The sequence below is a fragment of the Rahnella aquatilis CIP 78.65 = ATCC 33071 genome (genome assembly GCF_000241955.1).
Taxonomy (GTDB): domain Bacteria; phylum Pseudomonadota; class Gammaproteobacteria; order Enterobacterales; family Enterobacteriaceae; genus Rahnella; species Rahnella aquatilis.
The window spans coordinates 1,884,152-1,902,339 of sequence record NC_016818.1; the positions used below are offsets into that span (position 1 = coordinate 1,884,152).

Genomic DNA, 18,188 nt, shown 5'->3' on the forward strand with positions numbered 1-18,188 from the left:
AATGGGTTGTTTGCTGTTCATCCCAATGTGGACGAACCTAAAATGATGTGTGTTTATATCATATTAGCCCTGCGGCGTCAGTATCGCCGCACGTCCGGACTAAGGAAAACGCGATTCTGCGGCATGTCTCTGGCAACCGGATGAAAGGCTGTGTAAATTACCCGACCCTGAAGATTCTCAAACGGAAACAAGATAGGATGACCGCCATGAACCATGTGCCGGAATTACAGGATTTAACTGATGATCTGCCGCGCTTTGCCGGCGTACTGACGGCGTTCGCCGCAAAGTTGAACATTAATCTCGACGAGTTTCACGCGGATCATATTTCAGTGCGTTGTCATCAGAACACCACGGCGGACCGCTGGAAAGCCGGGCTGGAACAGTGCGGCAGTCTGCTGAATGAAACCCTGATTAACGGGCGGCCAATTTGTCTGTTTTCACTGAACGAACCTTTGCAGGTCGGACCGCTGAGTATTGATCTGGTCGAGTTGCCTTACCCGGGTGATAAACGTTATCCGCACGAAGGCTGGGAACACATTGAGATTGTTCTGCCGGGTGCTGAAGACGAATTATATACGCGGGCGCTGGCGCTGATTGCCGATGAAGCGCTGATGACACCCGGTATTAAGCTGAAACAAAGTGCGCCGAAAGGGGAAAACGAGCGTTTGCCGAATCCGACGCTGGCGATCACCGACGGTACGGTGACCATCAAGTTTCATCCGCACAGCCTGCGGGCGATTGTGGCCAGTGAAAGGGAAGAGGGTTAACGTTGCAGCGCCTGTAAGGCGGCCTCCATGCGATCCAGCGCCTTTTCCAGTAATGCGCGCTGGCAGCCCAGATTGATTCGCACATAAGCGGGTGCGCCAAAATCGGCTCCGCCAGAGAAACCGACACCGGCTTCAACAAAGAAACGGTAAGGGTCCTGCACCGGTAATGCGCTGGCATCAATCCAGCCAAGGTACGTGCCTTCCGGTGCCAGCATACGTAAGCCCGGCATCGCGTTGATTCTGGTCATCACCAGCTCGCGGTTACCCCGCAGGTAATCGAGTTGTGCATCAAGCCATTCTTCGCCATCACGGTAAGCGGCGGTTGCGGCGACATACGCCAGGATATTGACGTGCGGCACAATGCCGTTACTGGCCTCAATGAATTTCCGGCGCAGCTCCGGGTTAGGAATAATCGCCATCGATGCCCCCAGACCGGCAAGGTTGAAGGTTTTGGACGGCGACATCAGCGTGATCGAACGCTGTTCGGCATCGGTATTGAGTGATGCGAACGGGATATGCTTCAGGCCCGGTTCGAGGATCAGATCACAATGGATTTCATCCGAACACACTACCAGATCGTGACGTTGCGCAAAGGCCTGCTGTTCGAGTAATTCCTCGCGACGATACACCGTGCCACCGGGGTTATACGGGTTGCAGAGCATCAGCAGCTTTTCGCTGCCATCGAGCAGGTTTTCGGCACGGGAAAAATCGGCCACCCAGCGCTGTTGCTGTTCAGTTACATTAACAGATTTAAACTGACGCCCTTCAGATTGCGCCGCCTGCATAAATGGCGGGTAAACCGGCATCGGCATCAGGCTGGAGTTTTGCCGCGAGACAGTGGCGCGAACGGCGACGTTTAATCCGCACACCAGCCCCGGTAACCAGACAATCCATTCGGGCTTAATCGTCCATTCGTAGCGATCGGCCAGACGTTTTATAACTAAATCAATCAGTTCCGGTGGTGTGAAGCCATATCCGAAGACGCCTTCTGCAACGCGTTGCTGTAACTCTTTGATAACCTGTGGCGGAGAAGTAAAGTCAGTATCGGCAACCCAAAGCGGGATCACATCCTGATTATTGTATTTATTCCACTTAACGCTATCACTGTGACTGCGGTCTACCCATAAATCAAAATTGAGTGTCATAGTTAGCTTTCCTAAGCAAGCAGGTTGGGCGGGGATGCTCATCTCAAAGCCTACGCGACATGGCCGGTTACAGACAAGTGTTGTAGCATAATGCCGTAATCAGGAGAGATCACATGACTAAATTAGAAGTGTGTTGTTACAGCGTGGACTGTGCGTTGACAGCAGAACAAGCCGGAGCCGATCGCGTCGAATTATGCGCCAGCCAGGCTGATGGCGGCATTACGCCGAGTTACGGCACCCTCAAACTGGCGAGGGAAAAAGTGACGATCCCTGTACATCCGATTGTCCGTCCGAGGGGGGGGGATTTTTGCTACAGCCAGAGTGAATTTGAGGTGTTGAAAAGCGACATTGCCTGTATTCGCGATCTCGGCTATCCGGGGTTGGTTGTCGGCATGCTGGACGCGGAAGGCCACATTGATATGGCGAGGATGTGGGAAGTGATGGCGCTGTGCGGCGATATGGCCGTCACATTTCATCGCGCATTCGACATGTGCCTTAACCCGAAAATTGCGCTGGAGCAATTGACTCAGTTAGGGGTGGCGCGCATTCTGACTTCCGGACAGCAACAAAATGCGGAAGTCGGTTTACCGATGCTTCGGGAACTCAATCAACTGACGCGTGGTCCAATCATTATGGCTGGTGCGGGTGTGCGCCTGACGAATCTGCAAAAGTTCGTCGATATCGGGCTGACCGAGTTGCACAGCTCAGCAGGGCGTCAGGTTAAATCCGCAATGCGTTACCGTAAAGCCGGTGTCACGATGAGTTCTGACACGGACTTTGATGAATTCAGTCGTTATTGCGTGGACGGCGATATTGTTGCTGCAATGAAAAGTACCTTGCAGTTTGATGATGAAATATCCCGCACGGCGTAATAAATAAAATTTAACCGGGTCATCCGACCCTTATTGCGTCGCCCTGCGCAAGTACCAGGCCCCGTCCATTTTGGCGGGGCTTTTTTTGCCTGTTAAAAGCGTTCTGAAAGACGCTTTTTTGATCGGGAAATTTCAGCCCCAGGTCAGCAGCGCCACGCCGAACATTCCTGCTTTCACGACCAGACACATCACAAACAGGCCTAGAACAATAACGGCCCGATCCATGAGGAAGCGAATTCTTCTGCGCATTGATTTCTCCGCCAAATACTTGCGTACTAATAAATAGGTTTGGCCGAGTTTATACACGAAATACGGTGAATCAATCCAATGATAAAGCGTCAAAATGCGAAGCTTTACAAAGGGCTGTGACAGGCAGGGGGAAACAGCTACTTCTCGTAGAAATTTTTAATTTTTATCGCGACGTCAATATTTGCCCAGTGCAATTCGTTTTCCTTGTGCAGACTGCTGCTGCCATCTTCCCAGGAAACATAATACGACACGATGTTTTGCTCTGATTCAAAAGTATTCATCACGGTACCTTTGATTTCGCCGGATCTGTGTTTAACGATGCTGCCTTTAGGGAACTTCATACTTCCTCCCATAATGCGAACGACGATCTCCGTCATAACAAACCGATAGTCTGATGAAAGGTTAGACCTTTTTACAGCCGGATGTACAGAGCAACAGGGTACAAAATAGGGATAAAGTGTATGCAATGACGTTCGCCAGACAGGGAAGCGCCTGGCGGATAAGACAGTAAGTTATGGTTTACGGGCGATGAGCAAGGCGCGGCGCGGTGCCGGATAGCCTTCAATGGTTTTGGTCGGATCGTGCGGATCGAGGAATTCAGCCAGTGATTCGCTGGTCATCCAGTCGGTACGGCGCTGTTCTTCACGTGTTGTGACGCTGACATCCGCGATACGTACATCGACAAATCCACATTTGATCAGCCAGTTTTGCAGGGCTTGTGCGGAAGGGATGAAATAGATATTTCCCATCTGCGCGTAACGGTCACCCGGCACCAGAACCTGCTCACTGTCACCTTCGACAACCAATGTTTCCAGTACCAGTTCACCTTCGCTGACCAGCTGATTTTTCAGTTGCAGAAGATGATCTAATGGCGAACGGCGGTGATACAAAACGCCCATGGAGAAAACGGTGTCAAACGCGTTCAGCTCGGGTAATTGCTCGATGCCCAGCGGCAGTAAATGCGCACGCTGATCGCCGCCCAGTAATTTACGCACGGCCTCGAACTGACACAGGAAAAGCTGCATCGGGTCGATACCCACGGCCAGATGGGCGCCTGCGCCAATCATGCGCCACATGTGATAACCACTGCCGCAACCGACATCTAAAATCGTCCGGCCGGCAAGGGATGAAATATGTGGCAGAACCCGATCCCATTTCCAGTCTGAACGCCATTCGGTATTAATTTCAACGTCGTACAGTGAAAATGGTCCTTTGCGCCATGGCATCATATTGCGCAGCAGGTTTTCAATGCCTTCACGCTGGCCCGCAGGCAACGGCATTTCCATATTTGCGCTGACGCTGTGCAGTAAATCCAGACGATCGGGTTGTAGCAACGGCAGACGATCCACCGAGTTGAACCACAGTTTAAATTTGCCGTGCAGGGATTCTTTCTGCCACGCGGTCAGTTGCGACGGCAGGGTATTGAGCCAGGGGCTCAGCGGACCTTTAGCGATGACGCGATAAAAATCACCAAAATCAATCATTGTGCTTCTCCGGCTTTCAGTGCAATCAGTGAACCGAAGTTAAAGCACTGGAACCAGACTTCCGTATGCTGGAAACCGGCCTGATGCAAACGGGCTTTATGCGTTTCAACAGAATCGGTCAGCATGACATTTTCGAGCATGCTGCGTTTCTGGCTGATTTCCAGCTCGCTGTAGCCGTTCGCGCGTTTGAAATCATGATGCATATTGAACAACAGTTCGCCGACGTCTTTGTCTTCAAAGCTGAATTTTTCGGAAAGCACCAGTGCCGCGCCCGGACGCATTCCCTGAAACACCTGATTGAGCAGACGCTGACGGTCGGCCGGTTCGAGGAATTGCAGGGTAAAGTTAAGCACCACCATCGAAGCATTTTTCAGCTCGATATCCAGAATATCGGATTCAATCACGCTTACCGGGGTATCAGCACGGAAAGCATCAATGTGTCGGCGGCAGCGTTCCACCATGGCGGGGGAGTTATCGACAGCAATAATTTCGCAGCCCGGCACTTTGATATTACGACGCATCGACAGCGTGGCAGCACCCAGCGAACAACCCAGATCATAGACATTGGAGTCGGGCTGAACGAAGCGCTCGGCGAGCATGCCAATCATCGAAATAATGTTGGAATAGCCCGGAACTGAGCGTTGGATCATGTCGGGGAAAACTTCCGCGACGCGTTCATCGAACGTCCAGTCGCCAAGCTTATCTATAGGTGCAGAAAACAGCGTATCGTGGTTTGCCATAGCGGTGAGTCAGGCCAAAAAGAATGTGGGTAAAAAGTTGAGGGCAGATTTTAGCAGATACTGGCGCAGGCAGATACCTGCGCGCCTGGGAGTTGTTTCAAAAGGGCATCAAATCTGTCTGGCAAAGGCGCGGTGATCAGTCAAAATTCAGGAACTGTGACCACGGCAGATAAATAATATTGATCACAACCATCAGCACCAGCGAAATATAGGTGGCTGCCATGCCATTGCGGCGCCAGGCAAATTCGCGGTTTTTCAGCCCGTAATAATGAAATAACCGGCCAAGGATCAGTAACAGGCCGCAGGCGTGTACAGTCCAGATTGCCGCGCCGTTCATTTCCATATACAGCAAGAGTAAACAGCCGATCGGCAGATATTCTACGGCATTACCGTGTACGCGGATGGCGGTTTGTAATTCGTAGGATCCGCCGTCGCCGGTGGCGATACGGTATTGCATCCGCAAACGGACAACATCGAAAGAGAGTTTGATTAAAAGTATGGCGGCAAGCACGACATATAACGCGCTAATCATGATGACTTCCTTGGTTATTCCCTGTTTTCCGGCGGAACAACACTGATTTTCCGCTGCGTCACTATGATAACGGGATGAGGTAAAACTGTCGTCAGAAAAACATCAATATTCTCAGAACAATGTGTCCTGTTCCGGCCAGTCCGGCGCGGGCTGAACTGAAGGAATATGCTGGCGCAGGTCCTGCCACAGGCTGCGCGCCTGCTGAGGCGCGTCGGAACAATCGGGTGTATGAATAAATAGATACGGTGATAACCCCTGCGATTGCCAGTCGTTGAGTTTGGTGATCCACTGGCCGAACAGCGGGCGGTTCGCTTCGAGACTGTCGCCACCGATAAAGCGGACAATGGGCCGGGATGATGTCGCCAGCGCGTGCAGCGGCAAGACGGGTTTTTTGCGTTTAGCTTCAAGCACCGCGCGTGTCACGGATGTTGAGCTGTGAACCGGGCGGCTGTCGAGGATCGCACGGTTGATGCCGCGCTGATGTAATCCCTGATTCAGTGCACGTTCCGCCTCGCCTTTTTTGAAGAAATCCTGATGGCGCACTTCGACGCCGTAATCGAAACCGGCGGGCAGGGCATCAAGAAACTGCCATAAGCGGTCAAGATGGACAGACGCGAATGCCGCCGGAAGTTGCAGCCAGAGTTGCCCGGTGCGGCCGCCAAGCGGTTCGAGCGTACGGTAAAACATATTGACGTCTTCCTGACAATTCGTCAGTGCCGCTTTATGGCTGATGTCAGAAGGAAATTTGAAACAAAAGCGGAAAGATTCAGGCGTCATATCACGCCAGCGCATCACCACTTCCTGTTTGGGCAGGGCGTAAAACGTGGTATTGCCTTCGACACAATTGAAGTACCGCGCGTAATCAGCCAGATCACGCAAACCCATCTTTGCCCAGGCGCTGTGATGCCATTGCGGTAAGCCAATATACATATCGATGCTCCTTTTTCCGGGCCGGATCCCAGGTAAAACGCCGCCTCAGCGGGCGGCGTTGAGGCATGAAAATCAGGTTAACGTTACTCAGGCAACGCGGCAAGCACTTCGGCAGTGGAACGGACACGGCTGATACGCGGGAAAATAAACTGCATGCTGGACTGATGATGGTCATTGTTATGTGCGCTGCACGCATCTTCAGCGATCACCAGTTCATAGCCATGTTCCCAGGCATTGCGGGCCGTAGATTCCACGCCGATGTTGGTGGAAATACCGGCCAGCACAATGCTTTTAATGCCGCGGCGGCGCAGTTGTAAATCGAGATCGGTGCCGTAAAATGCGCCCCACTGACGTTTGATCACCAGCAGGTCGCTGTCGGTAACGCCAAGCTGTTCCGGGAATTCCCACCAGCTTGCCGGAAAACCGCCTTCCGGTGCGGCAGAAGGGATATCGACAGGCTGTTTCAGCGCTTCGTCAAAGGAATCAGACCAGCCCACGCGGACCATCACCACCGGGGCACCAAGTTGACGGAAACGGGTTGCCAGATCAGTCGCGTTGTCCAGCACCTGTTGTGCGGTGTGCGGACCGCCAGCGAACGGTAAAATCCCTTTCTGTAAGTCGATCAGGACCAGCGCGGTCGTTTTTGGATCAAGTTTCATGTCTAGCTCCCGGTTTCAAAATGGGTAATAAGAGAAAGGAATCATTTACTGCGTGTACAAAGGGGATTGCGCGAGTCTATGCTAACGCGGGAAGCAAAAAGATATAATTTTGTTAAATTATGTGTAGCTAGCAACACGAGTAAATTTCCGCGCCAGCGTTGATGTGTTCGCACTTATCCTTCGCCGGAAATTCCTTTATAATAGCCGCCTTTTTTCGACCTGAATAAAACCCATTCCGTGCGCTGCTGAGTTTTGCGGCGGGCGACCAGAGTCAATAACCGTTTCTGTGCCTGTGAGCCATGAGGCCGGGTAGTGGGATCAAAAGGATACCGTTATGCGTACTGTATATTGTGGAAAACTGAATGCGTCCAATGTGGGCCAGGAAGTAACATTGTGTGGCTGGGTTAACCGTCGCCGCGATTTGGGTGGTTTGATTTTCATCGATATGCGTGACCGCGAAGGCATCGTTCAGGTTTTCTTCGACCCCGATCAGGCAGAAGCCTACAAACTGGCGTCTGAACTGCGTAACGAGTTCTGCATCCAGTTAACCGGCATCGTGCGTGCACGTCCGGAAAGCCAGTTCAACAAAGACATGGCGACCGGTGAAGTGGAAGTGTTCGCCAGCCATCTGAACATTATCAACCGTTCAGAATCGCTGCCGCTGGACTCCAACCACGTCAACACCGAAGAAGCACGTCTGAAATACCGCTATCTGGACCTGCGTCGCCCTGAAATGGCGAACCGCCTGAAAGCGCGTGCCAAAATCACCAGCTTTGTGCGTCGTTTCATGGACAGCCATGACTTCCTCGACATCGAAACTCCGATGCTGACCAAAGCCACGCCGGAAGGTGCACGTGATTATCTGGTGCCAAGCCGTGTGCATAAAGGCAAGTTCTACGCCTTGCCGCAGTCTCCTCAGCTGTTCAAACAACTGCTGATGATGTCTGGTTTTGATCGTTATTATCAGATCGTAAAATGCTTCCGTGATGAAGATTTACGTGCTGACCGTCAGCCAGAATTTACCCAGATCGACGTCGAAACGTCCTTCATGAGCGCGGAGCAAGTGCGTGAAGTGATGGAGAAACTGGCCCGCGAACTGTGGCAGGAAGTGAAAGGTGTGGATCTGGGCGATTTCCCGATCATGACCTTCGCAGAAGCGATGCGTCGTTATGGTTCTGATAAACCGGACCTGCGCAACCCGATGGAAATGGTTGACGTTGCGGACCTGATGAAAAACATTGAGTTCAAAGTGTTTGCCGATCCTGCCAACGATCCGAAAGGCCGCGTGGCTGCATTGCGTGTTCCGGGCGGTGCCTCCCTGAGCCGTAAACAGATCGATGAATACGCAAAATTCATCGAAATTTACGGCGCGAAAGGTCTGGCTTATATCAAAGTGAATGAAGTGGCGAAAGGCCTGGAAGGTATCCAGAGCCCGGTGGCGAAATTCCTGAATACAGAACTGTTGGCAGCCCTGATCGAACGCACTGGCGCGCAAGATGGCGACATGATCTTCTTCGGCGCAGCCAGCGCTAAGATTGTGACTGACGCGATGGGCGCACTGCGACTTAAAGTCGGCCGTGACCTGAAAATCACTAAAGAAGACATGTGGGCTCCGCTGTGGGTCATCGACTTCCCGATGTTTGAAGACACCGACGAAGGCGGCCTGAGCGCTATGCACCACCCGTTCACTGCACCGAAAGACATGACCGCAGAAGAGCTGGCCGCGAACCCGGTTTCTGCCATCGCTAACGCCTACGACATGGTCATCAACGGCTACGAAGTAGGCGGCGGTTCCGTGCGTATTCACCGTGGCGAAATGCAGCAGACCGTCTTCAGCATTCTGGGCATTACCGAGCATGAGCAGCGCGAGAAATTCGGCTTCCTGCTCGACGCCCTGAAATACGGTACGCCTCCTCACGCGGGTCTGGCATTTGGTTTGGATCGTCTGGTGATGTTGCTCACCGGTACGGATAACATCCGTGACGTGATTGCCTTCCCGAAAACCACCGCTGCGGCCTGTCTGATGACCGAAGCACCAAGTTTTGCCAACCCGGCGTCACTGCTGGAACTGGGCATTGCGGTTGTGGCGAAAAAAGAAGTGACACCAGACACAAATACAGAGAATAACTAATGAGCTATAAGCGTCCTGAGTCGATACTGTGCGTCATCTACGCCAGAAACACCGGCAGGGTGCTGATGCTTCAACGTAAGGATGACCCGAATTTCTGGCAGTCGGTGACCGGCAGTCTGGAAGGCGGGGAATCCCCGAATCAAACCGTGCAGCGGGAAGTCATGGAAGAAGTCGGTATCGACATTGCAGGTGAAAATCTGCCGCTTCAGGATTGTAACCGCTGCGAGGACTTTGAAATATTTGCGCATTTGCGCCATCGCTATGCTCCCGGCGTGACCCGTAATAAAGAACATTGGTTCTGTCTGGCGTTACCCGACGAGCGTGATGTGGAACTTAGCGAACATCATGCATACCGGTGGCTCGATAAACGGGCAGCGGCTGCGCTGACGGTTTCCCCGAGCAACCAGCAGGCGATTGAAGAATTTGTAAACTATTCGGTCTGTTAAGACTTTAGACTTTTTGGAGATATTTATGGCAGGTCACAGTAAGTGGGCCAACACCAAGCACCGCAAAGCGGCGCAAGATTCTAAACGCGGCAAAATTTTCACTAAAATCATTCGTGAGCTGGTTACTGCTGCACGTCTGGGCGGCGGCGATGCGGGTTCAAACCCTCGTCTGCGCGCGGCTATTGATAAAGCGCTGTCCAACAACATGACCCGCGATACCCTCAACCGTGCTATTGCGCGTGGCGTGGGCGGTGACGAAGACACCAACATGGAAACCATCATTTATGAAGGTTACGGCCCTGGCGGTTCAGCCATCATGGTCGAGTGTCTAAGTGACAACCGCAACCGTACCGTGGCAGAAGTGCGTCATGCCTTCACCAAAACCGGTGGCAATCTGGGTACCGACGGTTCCGTGGCTTATCTGTTCTCCAAAAAAGGGGTGATCACTTTCGCTCCTGGCCTGGACGAAGACGTGCTGATGGAAGCTGCGCTGGAAGCGGGCGCAGAAGACATCATTTCCTATGATGACGGCGCTATCGACGTCTTCACCGCCTGGGAAAACCTGGGTGAAGTGAAAGACGCGCTGGAAGCGGCAGGTTATAAAGCTGATTCCGCAGAAGTCACCATGATCCCATCGACCAAAGCCGACATGGATGCAGACACTGCACCGAAACTGTTGCGCCTGATCGACATGCTGGAAGATTGTGACGATGTGCAGGAGGTTTACCACAACGGTGAAATCTCCGACGAGATCGCAGAAACTCTGTAATCTCAGTGCCGCCGGTGGCTGCCACCGGCTGGCTATCCTGTTGTGCCTCAGCAGTTTATACTCTCCCCAACTTTGCAAAAAACGACAACACAAGGCGTTGACTGGCTATGGCTATTATTCTGGGGATCGACCCCGGTTCGCGTATTACCGGCTATGGCATTATCCGCCAGACAGGGCGTCAGCTCAGTTATCTCGGGAGCGGCTGTATCCGTACCGTAGTGGACGATATGCCGGGACGTCTGAAACTGATTTACGCTGGTGTGTCGGAAATCATTACGCAATTTCAGCCTGATTTTTTTGCCATCGAATCCGTATTTATGGCGAAGAATGCCGATTCTGCGTTAAAGCTCGGGCAGGCGCGCGGTGCAGCCATTGTGGCCGCCGTTAATCAGGACCTGCCGGTGTTTGAATATGCCGCGAGGCAGGTCAAACAGACCGTCGTCGGTACCGGTGCCGCTGAAAAATCGCAGGTGCAGCATATGGTGCGTTCGATCCTGAAATTACCGGCGAACCCGCAGGCGGATGCCGCCGATGCGCTGGCGATTGCCATCACCCATTGTCACATGAGCCAGAATGCCATCCGGCTCAGCAGCGATAAATTGCAGATGGCGCGCGGACGTATGCGATAGACGCCGCAAGTCCATTGGGCTGGATATCCATCCAGCTTTTTTTATGATATAAACATCGCTGCTTTTGACCTGATAAGGAAAATGAACGTGATAGGCAGACTACGAGGCATTATTCTGGAAAAACAGCCCCCTTTGGTGCTGCTTGAAACCAACGGCGTGGGCTATGAAGTGCATATGCCGATGACCTGTTTTTATGAATTGCCGGAACTGGGTCAGGAAGCTATCATCTTCACGCAATTTATCGTCCGTGAAGATGCTCAGTTGCTCTACGGATTCAACGATAAACAAGAGCGCGCGCTGTTCCGTGAGCTGATTAAAGTCAACGGCGTCGGGCCGAAGCTGGCGCTGGCAATCCTCTCAGGTATGTCGGCACAGCAGTTTGTCAGTGCGGTAGAAAAGGAAGAAATCACCGCATTAATTAAGTTACCCGGCGTCGGTAAGAAAACCGCAGAACGCCTCGTTGTCGAAATGAAAGACCGGTTTAAAGGATTAAACGGTGATCTATTTAACAATCATACTGATATCACGCTACCTGCATCGGCGTCGAAAGCTAAAGAGTCTGATGCCGAAGGCGAAGCCGTCGCAGCCCTGATATCCCTCGGATACAAACCCCCGGAAGCCAGCCGCATGATCAGCAAAGTGGCGAAGCCGGGTGCAGAATCTGAAACGTTAATTAGAGAAGCGCTGCGCGCGGCGCTGTGAGGTAAACGATGATTGAAGCTGACCGCCTGATTTCTTCCGAAGTCTTCAGTGAAGAAGAGGTCATTGACCGTGCGATCCGCCCGAAGCTGCTCAACGAATACGTCGGTCAGCCTCATGTGCGCTCGCAAATGGAAATCTTTATTCAGGCGGCTAAGCAACGCAAAGATGCGCTCGATCACCTGTTGATTTTCGGCCCTCCGGGACTGGGAAAAACCACGCTGGCTAACATCGTGGCGAACGAAATGGGCGTGAATTTACGCACCACGTCGGGGCCGGTGCTGGAAAAAGCCGGCGATCTGGCGGCGATGCTGACCAATCTCGAGCCGCACGACGTGCTGTTCATCGATGAAATCCACCGTCTCTCACCGGTCGTCGAGGAAATTCTCTATCCGGCGATGGAAGACTATCAGCTGGATATCATGATCGGTGAAGGCCCGGCGGCACGTTCCATCAAACTCGATCTTCCGCCGTTTACCCTGATTGGCGCGACCACCCGCGCCGGTTCCCTGACGTCACCTTTGCGTGACCGTTTCGGTATCGTGCAGCGTCTGGAGTTTTATCAGGTGGCAGATTTGCAGCACATTGTCGGGCGCAGCGCGTCCTGCCTCGGGCTGGAGTTGTCGGAAGAGGGCGCGCATCAGATAGCCCGCCGTTCACGCGGTACGCCGCGTATCGCCAACCGTCTGTTGCGCCGTGTGCGTGACTTTGCCGAAGTCAAAGGCGACGGCACCATTAACGGTGATGTGGCCAACGGCGCGCTGGATATGCTGGACGTCGATGCAGAAGGCTTCGATTACATGGACCGCAAACTGCTGCTGGCGATTATCGACAAGTTCACCGGCGGACCGGTCGGACTGGATAACTTAGCGGCGGCGATCGGCGAAGAGCGCGAGACCATCGAAGACGTCATCGAACCCTTCCTTATCCAGCAGGGCTTTATTCAGCGCACACCGCGCGGTCGCATGGCAACCAATCATGCGTATAAGCACTTTGGTATCACGAGAGAGACTGAGTAACAACGCGTTGTATGCATACAAAACGGACGCCCTGAGCGTCCGTTTTGCTTTTCGTCATCCGTGATTACTGATTAATGTCACACCGGCTGACCATCCGCCAGTCGCGCGGCAACTCCCGCACTGCACCTGCCAGCATCACCTTGCCTGTAGCATGAATATCCGCGCTTGATGACCCGACTTGTACTTCAACAAAACCCGGTTCCACGATGCGTTTACCCGCATGATTTGTGAAATTCAGCATGTCGGTGGGGATGCTGAAACTCAGCGTCGCGGTTTGTCCGGCGTCCAGTTCAACGCGTTCGAAAGCTTTGAGTTCCTGCACCGGACGCACCAGTGATGCCACGCAGTCGCGCAGATAAACCTGCACCACTTCGCTACCTGTCTGACTGCCGGTGTTGGTTACCTGAATCTGTACTGAAATATCTCCGTTTTCGATGGCGACCGGTTGCTGACTGAGCTGAAAATCATGATAGCGGAACGTGGTGCCGCTCAGTCCGTAGCCAAACGGGTATGTCGCGCCAAAGTGGAACGCGACCGGCGTGCCGCCACTTTTCAGCTTGTGATTGTAATAATAGGGCATTGCACCGGCGCTTTTTGGCACGGAAACCACCAGTCGTCCGGACGGTGCTTCTTTGCCGCTGATGATATCGCTGATCGCGCGGCCGCCTTCCTGACCGGGCGCGAAGGCCATCAGATATCCCGCGACGTTGTCTTCCAGCCCGCCGAGAGAATACGGACGGCCTCCGGTCATCACCACAATGGTCGGTTTGCCGGTCGCCACAATGTCTTCGAGCAACTGCTGCTGAACGCCGGGCAGTTGCAGGCTGTCTGTATCAGAGCCTTCGCCGACAGTACCGCTCTGGAATAAACCGGCCAGATCGCCGACAAACACCAGCGCGACGTCACTTTCCTGCGCCAGTTTTACGGCCTGCGGGATCAGCGCGGTGCTCTGAGACACCGGCGAGTTTTGCATGGGTGTTGCGGCATCGCCGGGGAATACCGGCGCACCTGCCGTACGTTTTTCGAGAATATGGCAACCTTGGGTATAACGGATATTTTGCTCACCATAGGCCTCGCGTAAAGCCTGTAACGGCGTGATGACCTGTTCTGTCTGCGCCTGCATTTCGCTGATGATCAGATGCACCGGGAAACTGTAACCGCTGAGCAACGCCAGCGGATCATCTGCCGTCGGGCCAATGACAGCGATTTTCTGGCCGGAACGGGGCCTGAGCGGCAGGATGCCATTGTTTTCCAGCAGGGTGATGGAACGGACAGCGGCTTGCCAGGCCAGTTCCCGCGTGGCGGGTTGCTGAAGTTGCGGCTCTGGCTCAATGGCATAAGGCTGTTCAAACAGCCCGAGACGGAATTTCTCAGTCAGCACGCGGGCGACAATCTCGTCAATTTTCGCCATATCAATCAGACCCCGCGACACCGCATCGGCCAGATGTTGCGCGCAGTCGCCTTTCGGCAATTCGATATCCAGACCGGCATTAAACGCCAGCGCGGCGGATTCCGCATCATCATGGCTGACGCCATGATGCTGATGCAGCAGACTGACGCCGCCGTAATCGGCAACAATCAGGCCATCGAATCCCCACTGTTCGCGCAACACTTCCGTCAGCAGGAAGTGATCGCTGTGGCACGGCTGGCCGTCGATATCATGATAGGCAGGCATCACCGAACCGGCATTCGCCAGTTTTACCGCCATTTCAAACGGCAGCAGGAAAGTGTCATTCAGCTCGCGGAAACCGAGATGCACCGGCGCATGGTTGCGCGCCCCTTCGCTGAAAGAATGCCCGACGTAATGTTTCAGCGTTGCCAGCAGGTCACGTTTTTCGCCCTGCAAACCGCGCACGTAAGCCGTCGCCATGACGCCAACCAGATACGGATCTTCGCCAAAGGTTTCCTCGGTACGTCCCCAGCGCACATCGCGCGACACATCCAGCACCGGCGCCAGCCCCTGATGACAACCGACACTTTGTGCTTCGTCGCGGATCGCGGCGGCAATCTGCTCCATCAGTTGCGGATCCCAGGTGGAGGCATAGCTCAGTGATGAGGGAAACAGCGTGGCATCTTTGCACAACAGGCCGACCAGACACTCTTCGTGAAACATCGCCGGAATACCCAGCCGCGTGTCTTCCACCAACATTTTTTGCAGCCGGTTCAGCGCCTGTACGCCTTCTGCCGGGCTGACCACATGGGTGCCGAGTGGCCGGGTAATTTGCCCGGCACCGAGTGCCAGTTGCTGTTCCAGTCCCTGGCTCTGTTTGTGTCCGGCAAAATCGTCGCTCAGATCGGTACGTTCTTTGTGATTGCCGTTGCTGTCGAGGATCAGCCAGAACGCGTGCAACTGGGCGAATTTTTCCTCCGGCGTCATGCGGGCCAGAAGATCGGCGACGCGGGTGGCAACGGGTTGTGAAGCATCCTGATAAAGGTGAGTCATCTTGCATCTCCTTGATTAATCAAAGGGCGGGTACCGCTGAGCACGGGTTCCTCTTCGCCGCCGAAAGAACGGCGGGTGGCGAGGGATGCCGCGATGTTCTGCATCGTGCGGCTGTTAAGTTTGTAGGTAAACAGCAGGGCGGCCATCAGCAGGAACAAGGCGCACGGCACCAGCGTGAACAGCGAATTGATGGTCAGCATCACGCCAGAGCTTTGCGTGGCGGCATTCGGCACATAATCGACCATGCCGAGAACCCAGCCGACGATGGCGCCGCCCAGCGCCAGTCCGAATTTGATGGCAAACAACGCAGTGGAAAACACCAGGCCGTCAAGACGGCGGCCGGTGCGGGATTCCTCGTGATCGACCACGTCGGAGAACATCGTCCATTGCAGCGGCGTCGTGAGATTCTGGATAAAACTGAACACCAGATTGAAGGCGAAAATAAGGCCAATGGAAGGAGACGGGATAAAGAAAATAGCCGCGTTACACACCACAAACGTCAGGATCGTCCACTGATAGGATTTAACCCGGTCGAATTTTCCTAATAATTTTTCAGACAGTAATGCGCCAAATAATGAGGCGATCATGCCAAAAACAATAAAATTGAAAATCAGATCCGGGCGGGCGAGAACATATTTCACGTAATACATGGTCGCGGAGCCACGGATTACCACCGCGCACAACAGCAGAATATTAAAAATAAACACGATGCGCCATTGTGCGTTATTCCACAGTAATTTCAGATCGCTCAGCATCGAACCGGAGGTGTCATTGCGCGGATGATAACGCTCGCGGGTCATGGCGAAACAACAGAAAAATAATACGATACCTAATAATCCCATCAGGCTCATGGCATAGAAATAGCCTTTCTGCGGGTTACCTGCGCCGAGTTTTGCCACCAGCGGCAGGGCGATCACCGTGACCACCAGCCCGCCGATAAATGACAACCCGAAGCGCCACGACTGCAGCGAATGGCGTTCGCGCGGATCGAGCGTTAACGCCCCCGGCATCGCACAATACGGCACATTGATGGCGGAATATACCAGACTGAGTAAGGTGTAAGTGACTGCTGCATAAATAATTTTACCGGTCGGTGATATGTCTGGTACATAAAAAGTGATCAGGCAACAGACCCCAAACGGGATCGCAAACCACAGCAGCCACGGGCGGAATTTCCCGTAGCGCGTGGTGGTGCGGTCAACCAGCGCGCCGATGCAGGGATCGACACAGGCATCCACTGCGCGAACCACTAAAAATAGCGTGCCCATAATCGCGGCGGGTAAACCAAAAACATCCGTGTAGAAATAAGCGAGAAACAAGGTCGCCGTTTGCCAGACCAGCGCACTGGCCATATCGCCGAGTCCGTAGCCAATTTTATCTTTTACTGAAAGAACCGGAGTGATCATCATTATTTGTTACCTGCTTTCTGTAAGGAGAGATAACCGACGAAAAATCATTATTAATGTCTTTAATGAAAAGAAAGATAAATAACCTGAGGAAATCAATTGATGCCAAAAGTATTGTGAATAGCACTCAGGTAAACAATTGAGGAAACGAATATACAAATTACGTTTTTTGATTTTATTTTTTATTTGTGAACGGGATCAAACTGATCATTACCACCGGAGGCATGAAAGGCGGTATATGGCTGGCGAAACCGCCGCAGGAAATGACTGTGCCGGAGATTATTGCCGGTTAACGGGCTGAGACAGCGGTTTTATAAACGTTCCCGCCAGCGGAAATAACCGGTCACCGCTTTTAATGCAGCGGGCAACTGACGGTGCCCGGGGTAGTAGAGAAAGAATCCGGGAAAGGTGACCGACCAGTCTTCCAGTACCCGGATCAGCTTACCTTCCGCCACCAGCGCATCATGTTCTGCACTCTGCGCGCTGTACACCAGTCCGACGCCGTCGAGTGCAACGCGGGTCATCATGCTGACGCTGTCAACCACCAGCGGCCCCCGGACAGGCACCACCCTCTGTCGCCCGTCTTTTTCAAATTCCCAGCGATAGAGCGAACCGCTGGCAATTTCCCGACGCCCGATGCAGGCATGGTTTTTCAAATCGGCAGGGGTTTGGGGTTGCGGGTGTCTTGCGAAATAATCCGGCGAACCGTACACCGCAGAGTGAAAATCGGCGGTCAGGCGTACAGCATTCATGTCTTGCTGAACATCGCCCCGGATGCGTACCCCCGCATCAAAACCTTCACTGATGATGTCCACAAAACCGTCATTGGTGGCAAGCTCGAGCGTGATATCCGGATACTGCTGACAAAATTCACCCAACTGGGGCAGGAAAACCATGTCGGCGGCGATGCGCGGCGTATTAATTCGCACTGTACCTTGCGGCATTTCCCTGAAAGCATTCACGTTTTCCACCGCGCCGGAGATGGCCAATAATGCCGGCGCGATGTCCGCCAGCAGGGCGATACCCGCTTCGGTTGGCGACACCTGCCGCGTGGTGCGGTTCAGCAACCGTACACCCAGACGCTCTTCCAGTGATCGTAAGGAATGGCTCAGCGTCGAAGCGGTTAAGTTCAGCCGCGCCGCGGCCTTGCGAAAACTCTTCTCTTCCGCAATGGCGACAAAGGCGGTCAGTTCTCCGAATTCGTGGGGGCGCATGAGTTTCCTGTTGATGAATGAGAGCCAGTAAAGCATGCGATATAGCATGGCTTA

At 53.4% G+C, this 18,188-nt stretch carries 18 protein-coding genes; 8 read left to right on the plus strand and 10 right to left on the minus strand.

Annotated elements, in window-relative coordinates:
- Positions 1-197: 197 nt before the first annotated feature.
- Complete coding sequence (locus RAHAQ2_RS08605; RefSeq protein WP_037038898.1) at positions 198-767, plus strand: VOC family protein; 570 nt, start codon at positions 198-200, stop codon at positions 765-767.
- Here RAHAQ2_RS08605 and RAHAQ2_RS08610 read toward each other — a convergent pair.
- Entirely contained in the window at positions 764-1,912 is a 1,149-nt protein-coding gene (locus RAHAQ2_RS08610; protein ID WP_015696856.1) for a MalY/PatB family protein, read from the minus strand. The genes RAHAQ2_RS08605 and RAHAQ2_RS08610 overlap by 4 nt on opposite strands.
- A 113-nt stretch (positions 1,913-2,025) precedes the next feature.
- Here RAHAQ2_RS08610 and cutC point away from each other — a divergent pair, with 113 nt between their 5' ends.
- Complete coding sequence (gene cutC, locus RAHAQ2_RS08615; protein ID WP_013575024.1) at positions 2,026-2,784, plus strand: copper homeostasis protein CutC; 759 nt, start codon at positions 2,026-2,028, stop codon at positions 2,782-2,784.
- A 386-nt stretch (positions 2,785-3,170) separates the two neighbouring features.
- On the opposite strand, the gene RAHAQ2_RS08620 is transcribed toward cutC, so the two are convergent.
- From RAHAQ2_RS08620 to RAHAQ2_RS08645, 6 genes are all read right to left on the minus strand, one after another.
- Positions 3,171-3,374 (minus strand): hypothetical protein, encoded by a 204-nt coding sequence (locus tag RAHAQ2_RS08620; protein WP_015696857.1) that lies wholly within the window; start codon positions 3,372-3,374, stop codon positions 3,171-3,173.
- A 171-nt stretch (positions 3,375-3,545) separates the two neighbouring features.
- Positions 3,546-4,517 (minus strand): tRNA 5-methoxyuridine(34)/uridine 5-oxyacetic acid(34) synthase CmoB, encoded by a 972-nt coding sequence (gene cmoB, locus RAHAQ2_RS08625; RefSeq protein ID WP_015696858.1) that lies wholly within the window; start codon positions 4,515-4,517, stop codon positions 3,546-3,548.
- Entirely contained in the window at positions 4,514-5,257 is a 744-nt protein-coding gene (cmoA, locus tag RAHAQ2_RS08630; protein WP_015696859.1) for a carboxy-S-adenosyl-L-methionine synthase CmoA, read from the minus strand. The genes cmoB and cmoA overlap by 4 nt, the downstream gene beginning before the upstream one ends.
- A 136-nt stretch (positions 5,258-5,393) precedes the next feature.
- Complete coding sequence (locus RAHAQ2_RS08635; RefSeq protein ID WP_013575030.1) at positions 5,394-5,789, minus strand: MAPEG family protein; 396 nt, start codon at positions 5,787-5,789, stop codon at positions 5,394-5,396.
- A 111-nt stretch (positions 5,790-5,900) separates the two neighbouring features.
- Complete coding sequence (locus RAHAQ2_RS08640; RefSeq protein WP_015696860.1) at positions 5,901-6,719, minus strand: DUF72 domain-containing protein; 819 nt, start codon at positions 6,717-6,719, stop codon at positions 5,901-5,903.
- 83 nt (positions 6,720-6,802) lie between these two features.
- Entirely contained in the window at positions 6,803-7,378 is a 576-nt protein-coding gene (locus RAHAQ2_RS08645) for a hydrolase (protein WP_015696861.1), read from the minus strand.
- Between the two features lie 334 nt (positions 7,379-7,712).
- Here RAHAQ2_RS08645 and aspS point away from each other — a divergent pair, with 334 nt between their 5' ends.
- The 6 genes from aspS to ruvB all read left to right on the plus strand — a co-directional run bounded on the left by aspS (position 7,713) and on the right by ruvB (position 13,071).
- Positions 7,713-9,509 (plus strand): aspartate--tRNA ligase, encoded by a 1,797-nt coding sequence (gene aspS / locus RAHAQ2_RS08650; RefSeq protein WP_015696862.1) that lies wholly within the window; start codon positions 7,713-7,715, stop codon positions 9,507-9,509.
- The gene (nudB, locus tag RAHAQ2_RS08655) at positions 9,509-9,955 is read left to right on the plus strand and encodes a dihydroneopterin triphosphate diphosphatase (RefSeq protein WP_015696863.1); all 447 of its coding nucleotides are present in this window, start codon (positions 9,509-9,511) and stop codon (positions 9,953-9,955) included. Before aspS ends, nudB begins: the two co-directional genes overlap by 1 nt.
- A 25-nt stretch (positions 9,956-9,980) precedes the next feature.
- A complete protein-coding gene (locus tag RAHAQ2_RS08660) occupies positions 9,981-10,724 on the plus strand; it encodes a YebC/PmpR family DNA-binding transcriptional regulator (RefSeq protein ID WP_015696864.1) in 744 nt (247 codons plus the stop codon).
- A gap of 107 nt (positions 10,725-10,831) precedes the next feature.
- Positions 10,832-11,353 (plus strand): crossover junction endodeoxyribonuclease RuvC, encoded by a 522-nt coding sequence (ruvC, locus tag RAHAQ2_RS08665; RefSeq protein WP_015696865.1) that lies wholly within the window; start codon positions 10,832-10,834, stop codon positions 11,351-11,353.
- Positions 11,354-11,440: 87 nt separating this feature from the next.
- The gene (gene ruvA, locus RAHAQ2_RS08670) at positions 11,441-12,055 is read left to right on the plus strand and encodes a Holliday junction branch migration protein RuvA (RefSeq protein WP_013575037.1); all 615 of its coding nucleotides are present in this window, start codon (positions 11,441-11,443) and stop codon (positions 12,053-12,055) included.
- Positions 12,056-12,063: 8 nt separating this feature from the next.
- Complete coding sequence (gene ruvB / locus RAHAQ2_RS08675; protein ID WP_015696866.1) at positions 12,064-13,071, plus strand: Holliday junction branch migration DNA helicase RuvB; 1,008 nt, start codon at positions 12,064-12,066, stop codon at positions 13,069-13,071.
- Positions 13,072-13,135: 64 nt separating this feature from the next.
- Here the strand turns inward: ruvB and RAHAQ2_RS08680 are convergent, their stop codons facing one another.
- The 3 genes from RAHAQ2_RS08680 to RAHAQ2_RS08690 all read right to left on the minus strand — a co-directional run bounded on the left by RAHAQ2_RS08680 (position 13,136) and on the right by RAHAQ2_RS08690 (position 18,134).
- A complete protein-coding gene (locus RAHAQ2_RS08680; RefSeq protein WP_015696867.1) occupies positions 13,136-15,514 on the minus strand; it encodes a glycoside hydrolase family 3 N-terminal domain-containing protein in 2,379 nt (792 codons plus the stop codon).
- Positions 15,511-16,923, minus strand: a complete 1,413-nt coding sequence (locus RAHAQ2_RS08685; protein ID WP_015696868.1) for an MFS transporter — start codon at positions 16,921-16,923, stop codon at positions 15,511-15,513. Before RAHAQ2_RS08685 ends, RAHAQ2_RS08680 begins: the two co-directional genes overlap by 4 nt.
- A gap of 308 nt (positions 16,924-17,231) precedes the next feature.
- Positions 17,232-18,134: a LysR family transcriptional regulator gene (locus RAHAQ2_RS08690; RefSeq protein WP_015696869.1), complete on the minus strand. Its 903-nt coding sequence runs from the start codon at positions 18,132-18,134 to the stop codon at positions 17,232-17,234.
- Between the last annotated feature and the right edge of the window lie 54 nt (positions 18,135-18,188).

Bases quoted from the DNA above. Each gene is read 5' to 3' on its own strand.
- cmoB (WP_015696858.1), bottom strand. From the start codon at position 4,517: ATGATTGATTTTGGTGATTTTTATCGCGTCATCGCTAAAGGTCCGCTG.
- RAHAQ2_RS08605 (WP_037038898.1), top strand. From the start codon at position 198: ATGACCGCCATGAACCATGTGCCGGAATTACAGGATTTAACTGATGAT.
- RAHAQ2_RS08660 (WP_015696864.1), top strand. From the start codon at position 9,981: ATGGCAGGTCACAGTAAGTGGGCCAACACCAAGCACCGCAAAGCGGCG.
- RAHAQ2_RS08690 (WP_015696869.1), bottom strand. From the start codon at position 18,134: ATGCGCCCCCACGAATTCGGAGAACTGACCGCCTTTGTCGCCATTGCG.
- cmoA (WP_015696859.1), bottom strand. From the start codon at position 5,257: ATGGCAAACCACGATACGCTGTTTTCTGCACCTATAGATAAGCTTGGC.
- cutC (WP_013575024.1), top strand. From the start codon at position 2,026: ATGACTAAATTAGAAGTGTGTTGTTACAGCGTGGACTGTGCGTTGACA.
- RAHAQ2_RS08640 (WP_015696860.1), bottom strand. From the start codon at position 6,719: ATGTATATTGGCTTACCGCAATGGCATCACAGCGCCTGGGCAAAGATG.
- RAHAQ2_RS08685 (WP_015696868.1), bottom strand. From the start codon at position 16,923: ATGATGATCACTCCGGTTCTTTCAGTAAAAGATAAAATTGGCTACGGA.
- ruvC (WP_015696865.1), top strand. From the start codon at position 10,832: ATGGCTATTATTCTGGGGATCGACCCCGGTTCGCGTATTACCGGCTAT.
- RAHAQ2_RS08610 (WP_015696856.1), bottom strand. From the start codon at position 1,912: ATGACACTCAATTTTGATTTATGGGTAGACCGCAGTCACAGTGATAGC.
- aspS (WP_015696862.1), top strand. From the start codon at position 7,713: ATGCGTACTGTATATTGTGGAAAACTGAATGCGTCCAATGTGGGCCAG.
- RAHAQ2_RS08620 (WP_015696857.1), bottom strand. From the start codon at position 3,374: ATGAAGTTCCCTAAAGGCAGCATCGTTAAACACAGATCCGGCGAAATC.
- RAHAQ2_RS08635 (WP_013575030.1), bottom strand. From the start codon at position 5,789: ATGATTAGCGCGTTATATGTCGTGCTTGCCGCCATACTTTTAATCAAA.
- nudB (WP_015696863.1), top strand. From the start codon at position 9,509: ATGAGCTATAAGCGTCCTGAGTCGATACTGTGCGTCATCTACGCCAGA.
- ruvB (WP_015696866.1), top strand. From the start codon at position 12,064: ATGATTGAAGCTGACCGCCTGATTTCTTCCGAAGTCTTCAGTGAAGAA.
- RAHAQ2_RS08680 (WP_015696867.1), bottom strand. From the start codon at position 15,514: ATGACTCACCTTTATCAGGATGCTTCACAACCCGTTGCCACCCGCGTC.
- RAHAQ2_RS08645 (WP_015696861.1), bottom strand. From the start codon at position 7,378: ATGAAACTTGATCCAAAAACGACCGCGCTGGTCCTGATCGACTTACAG.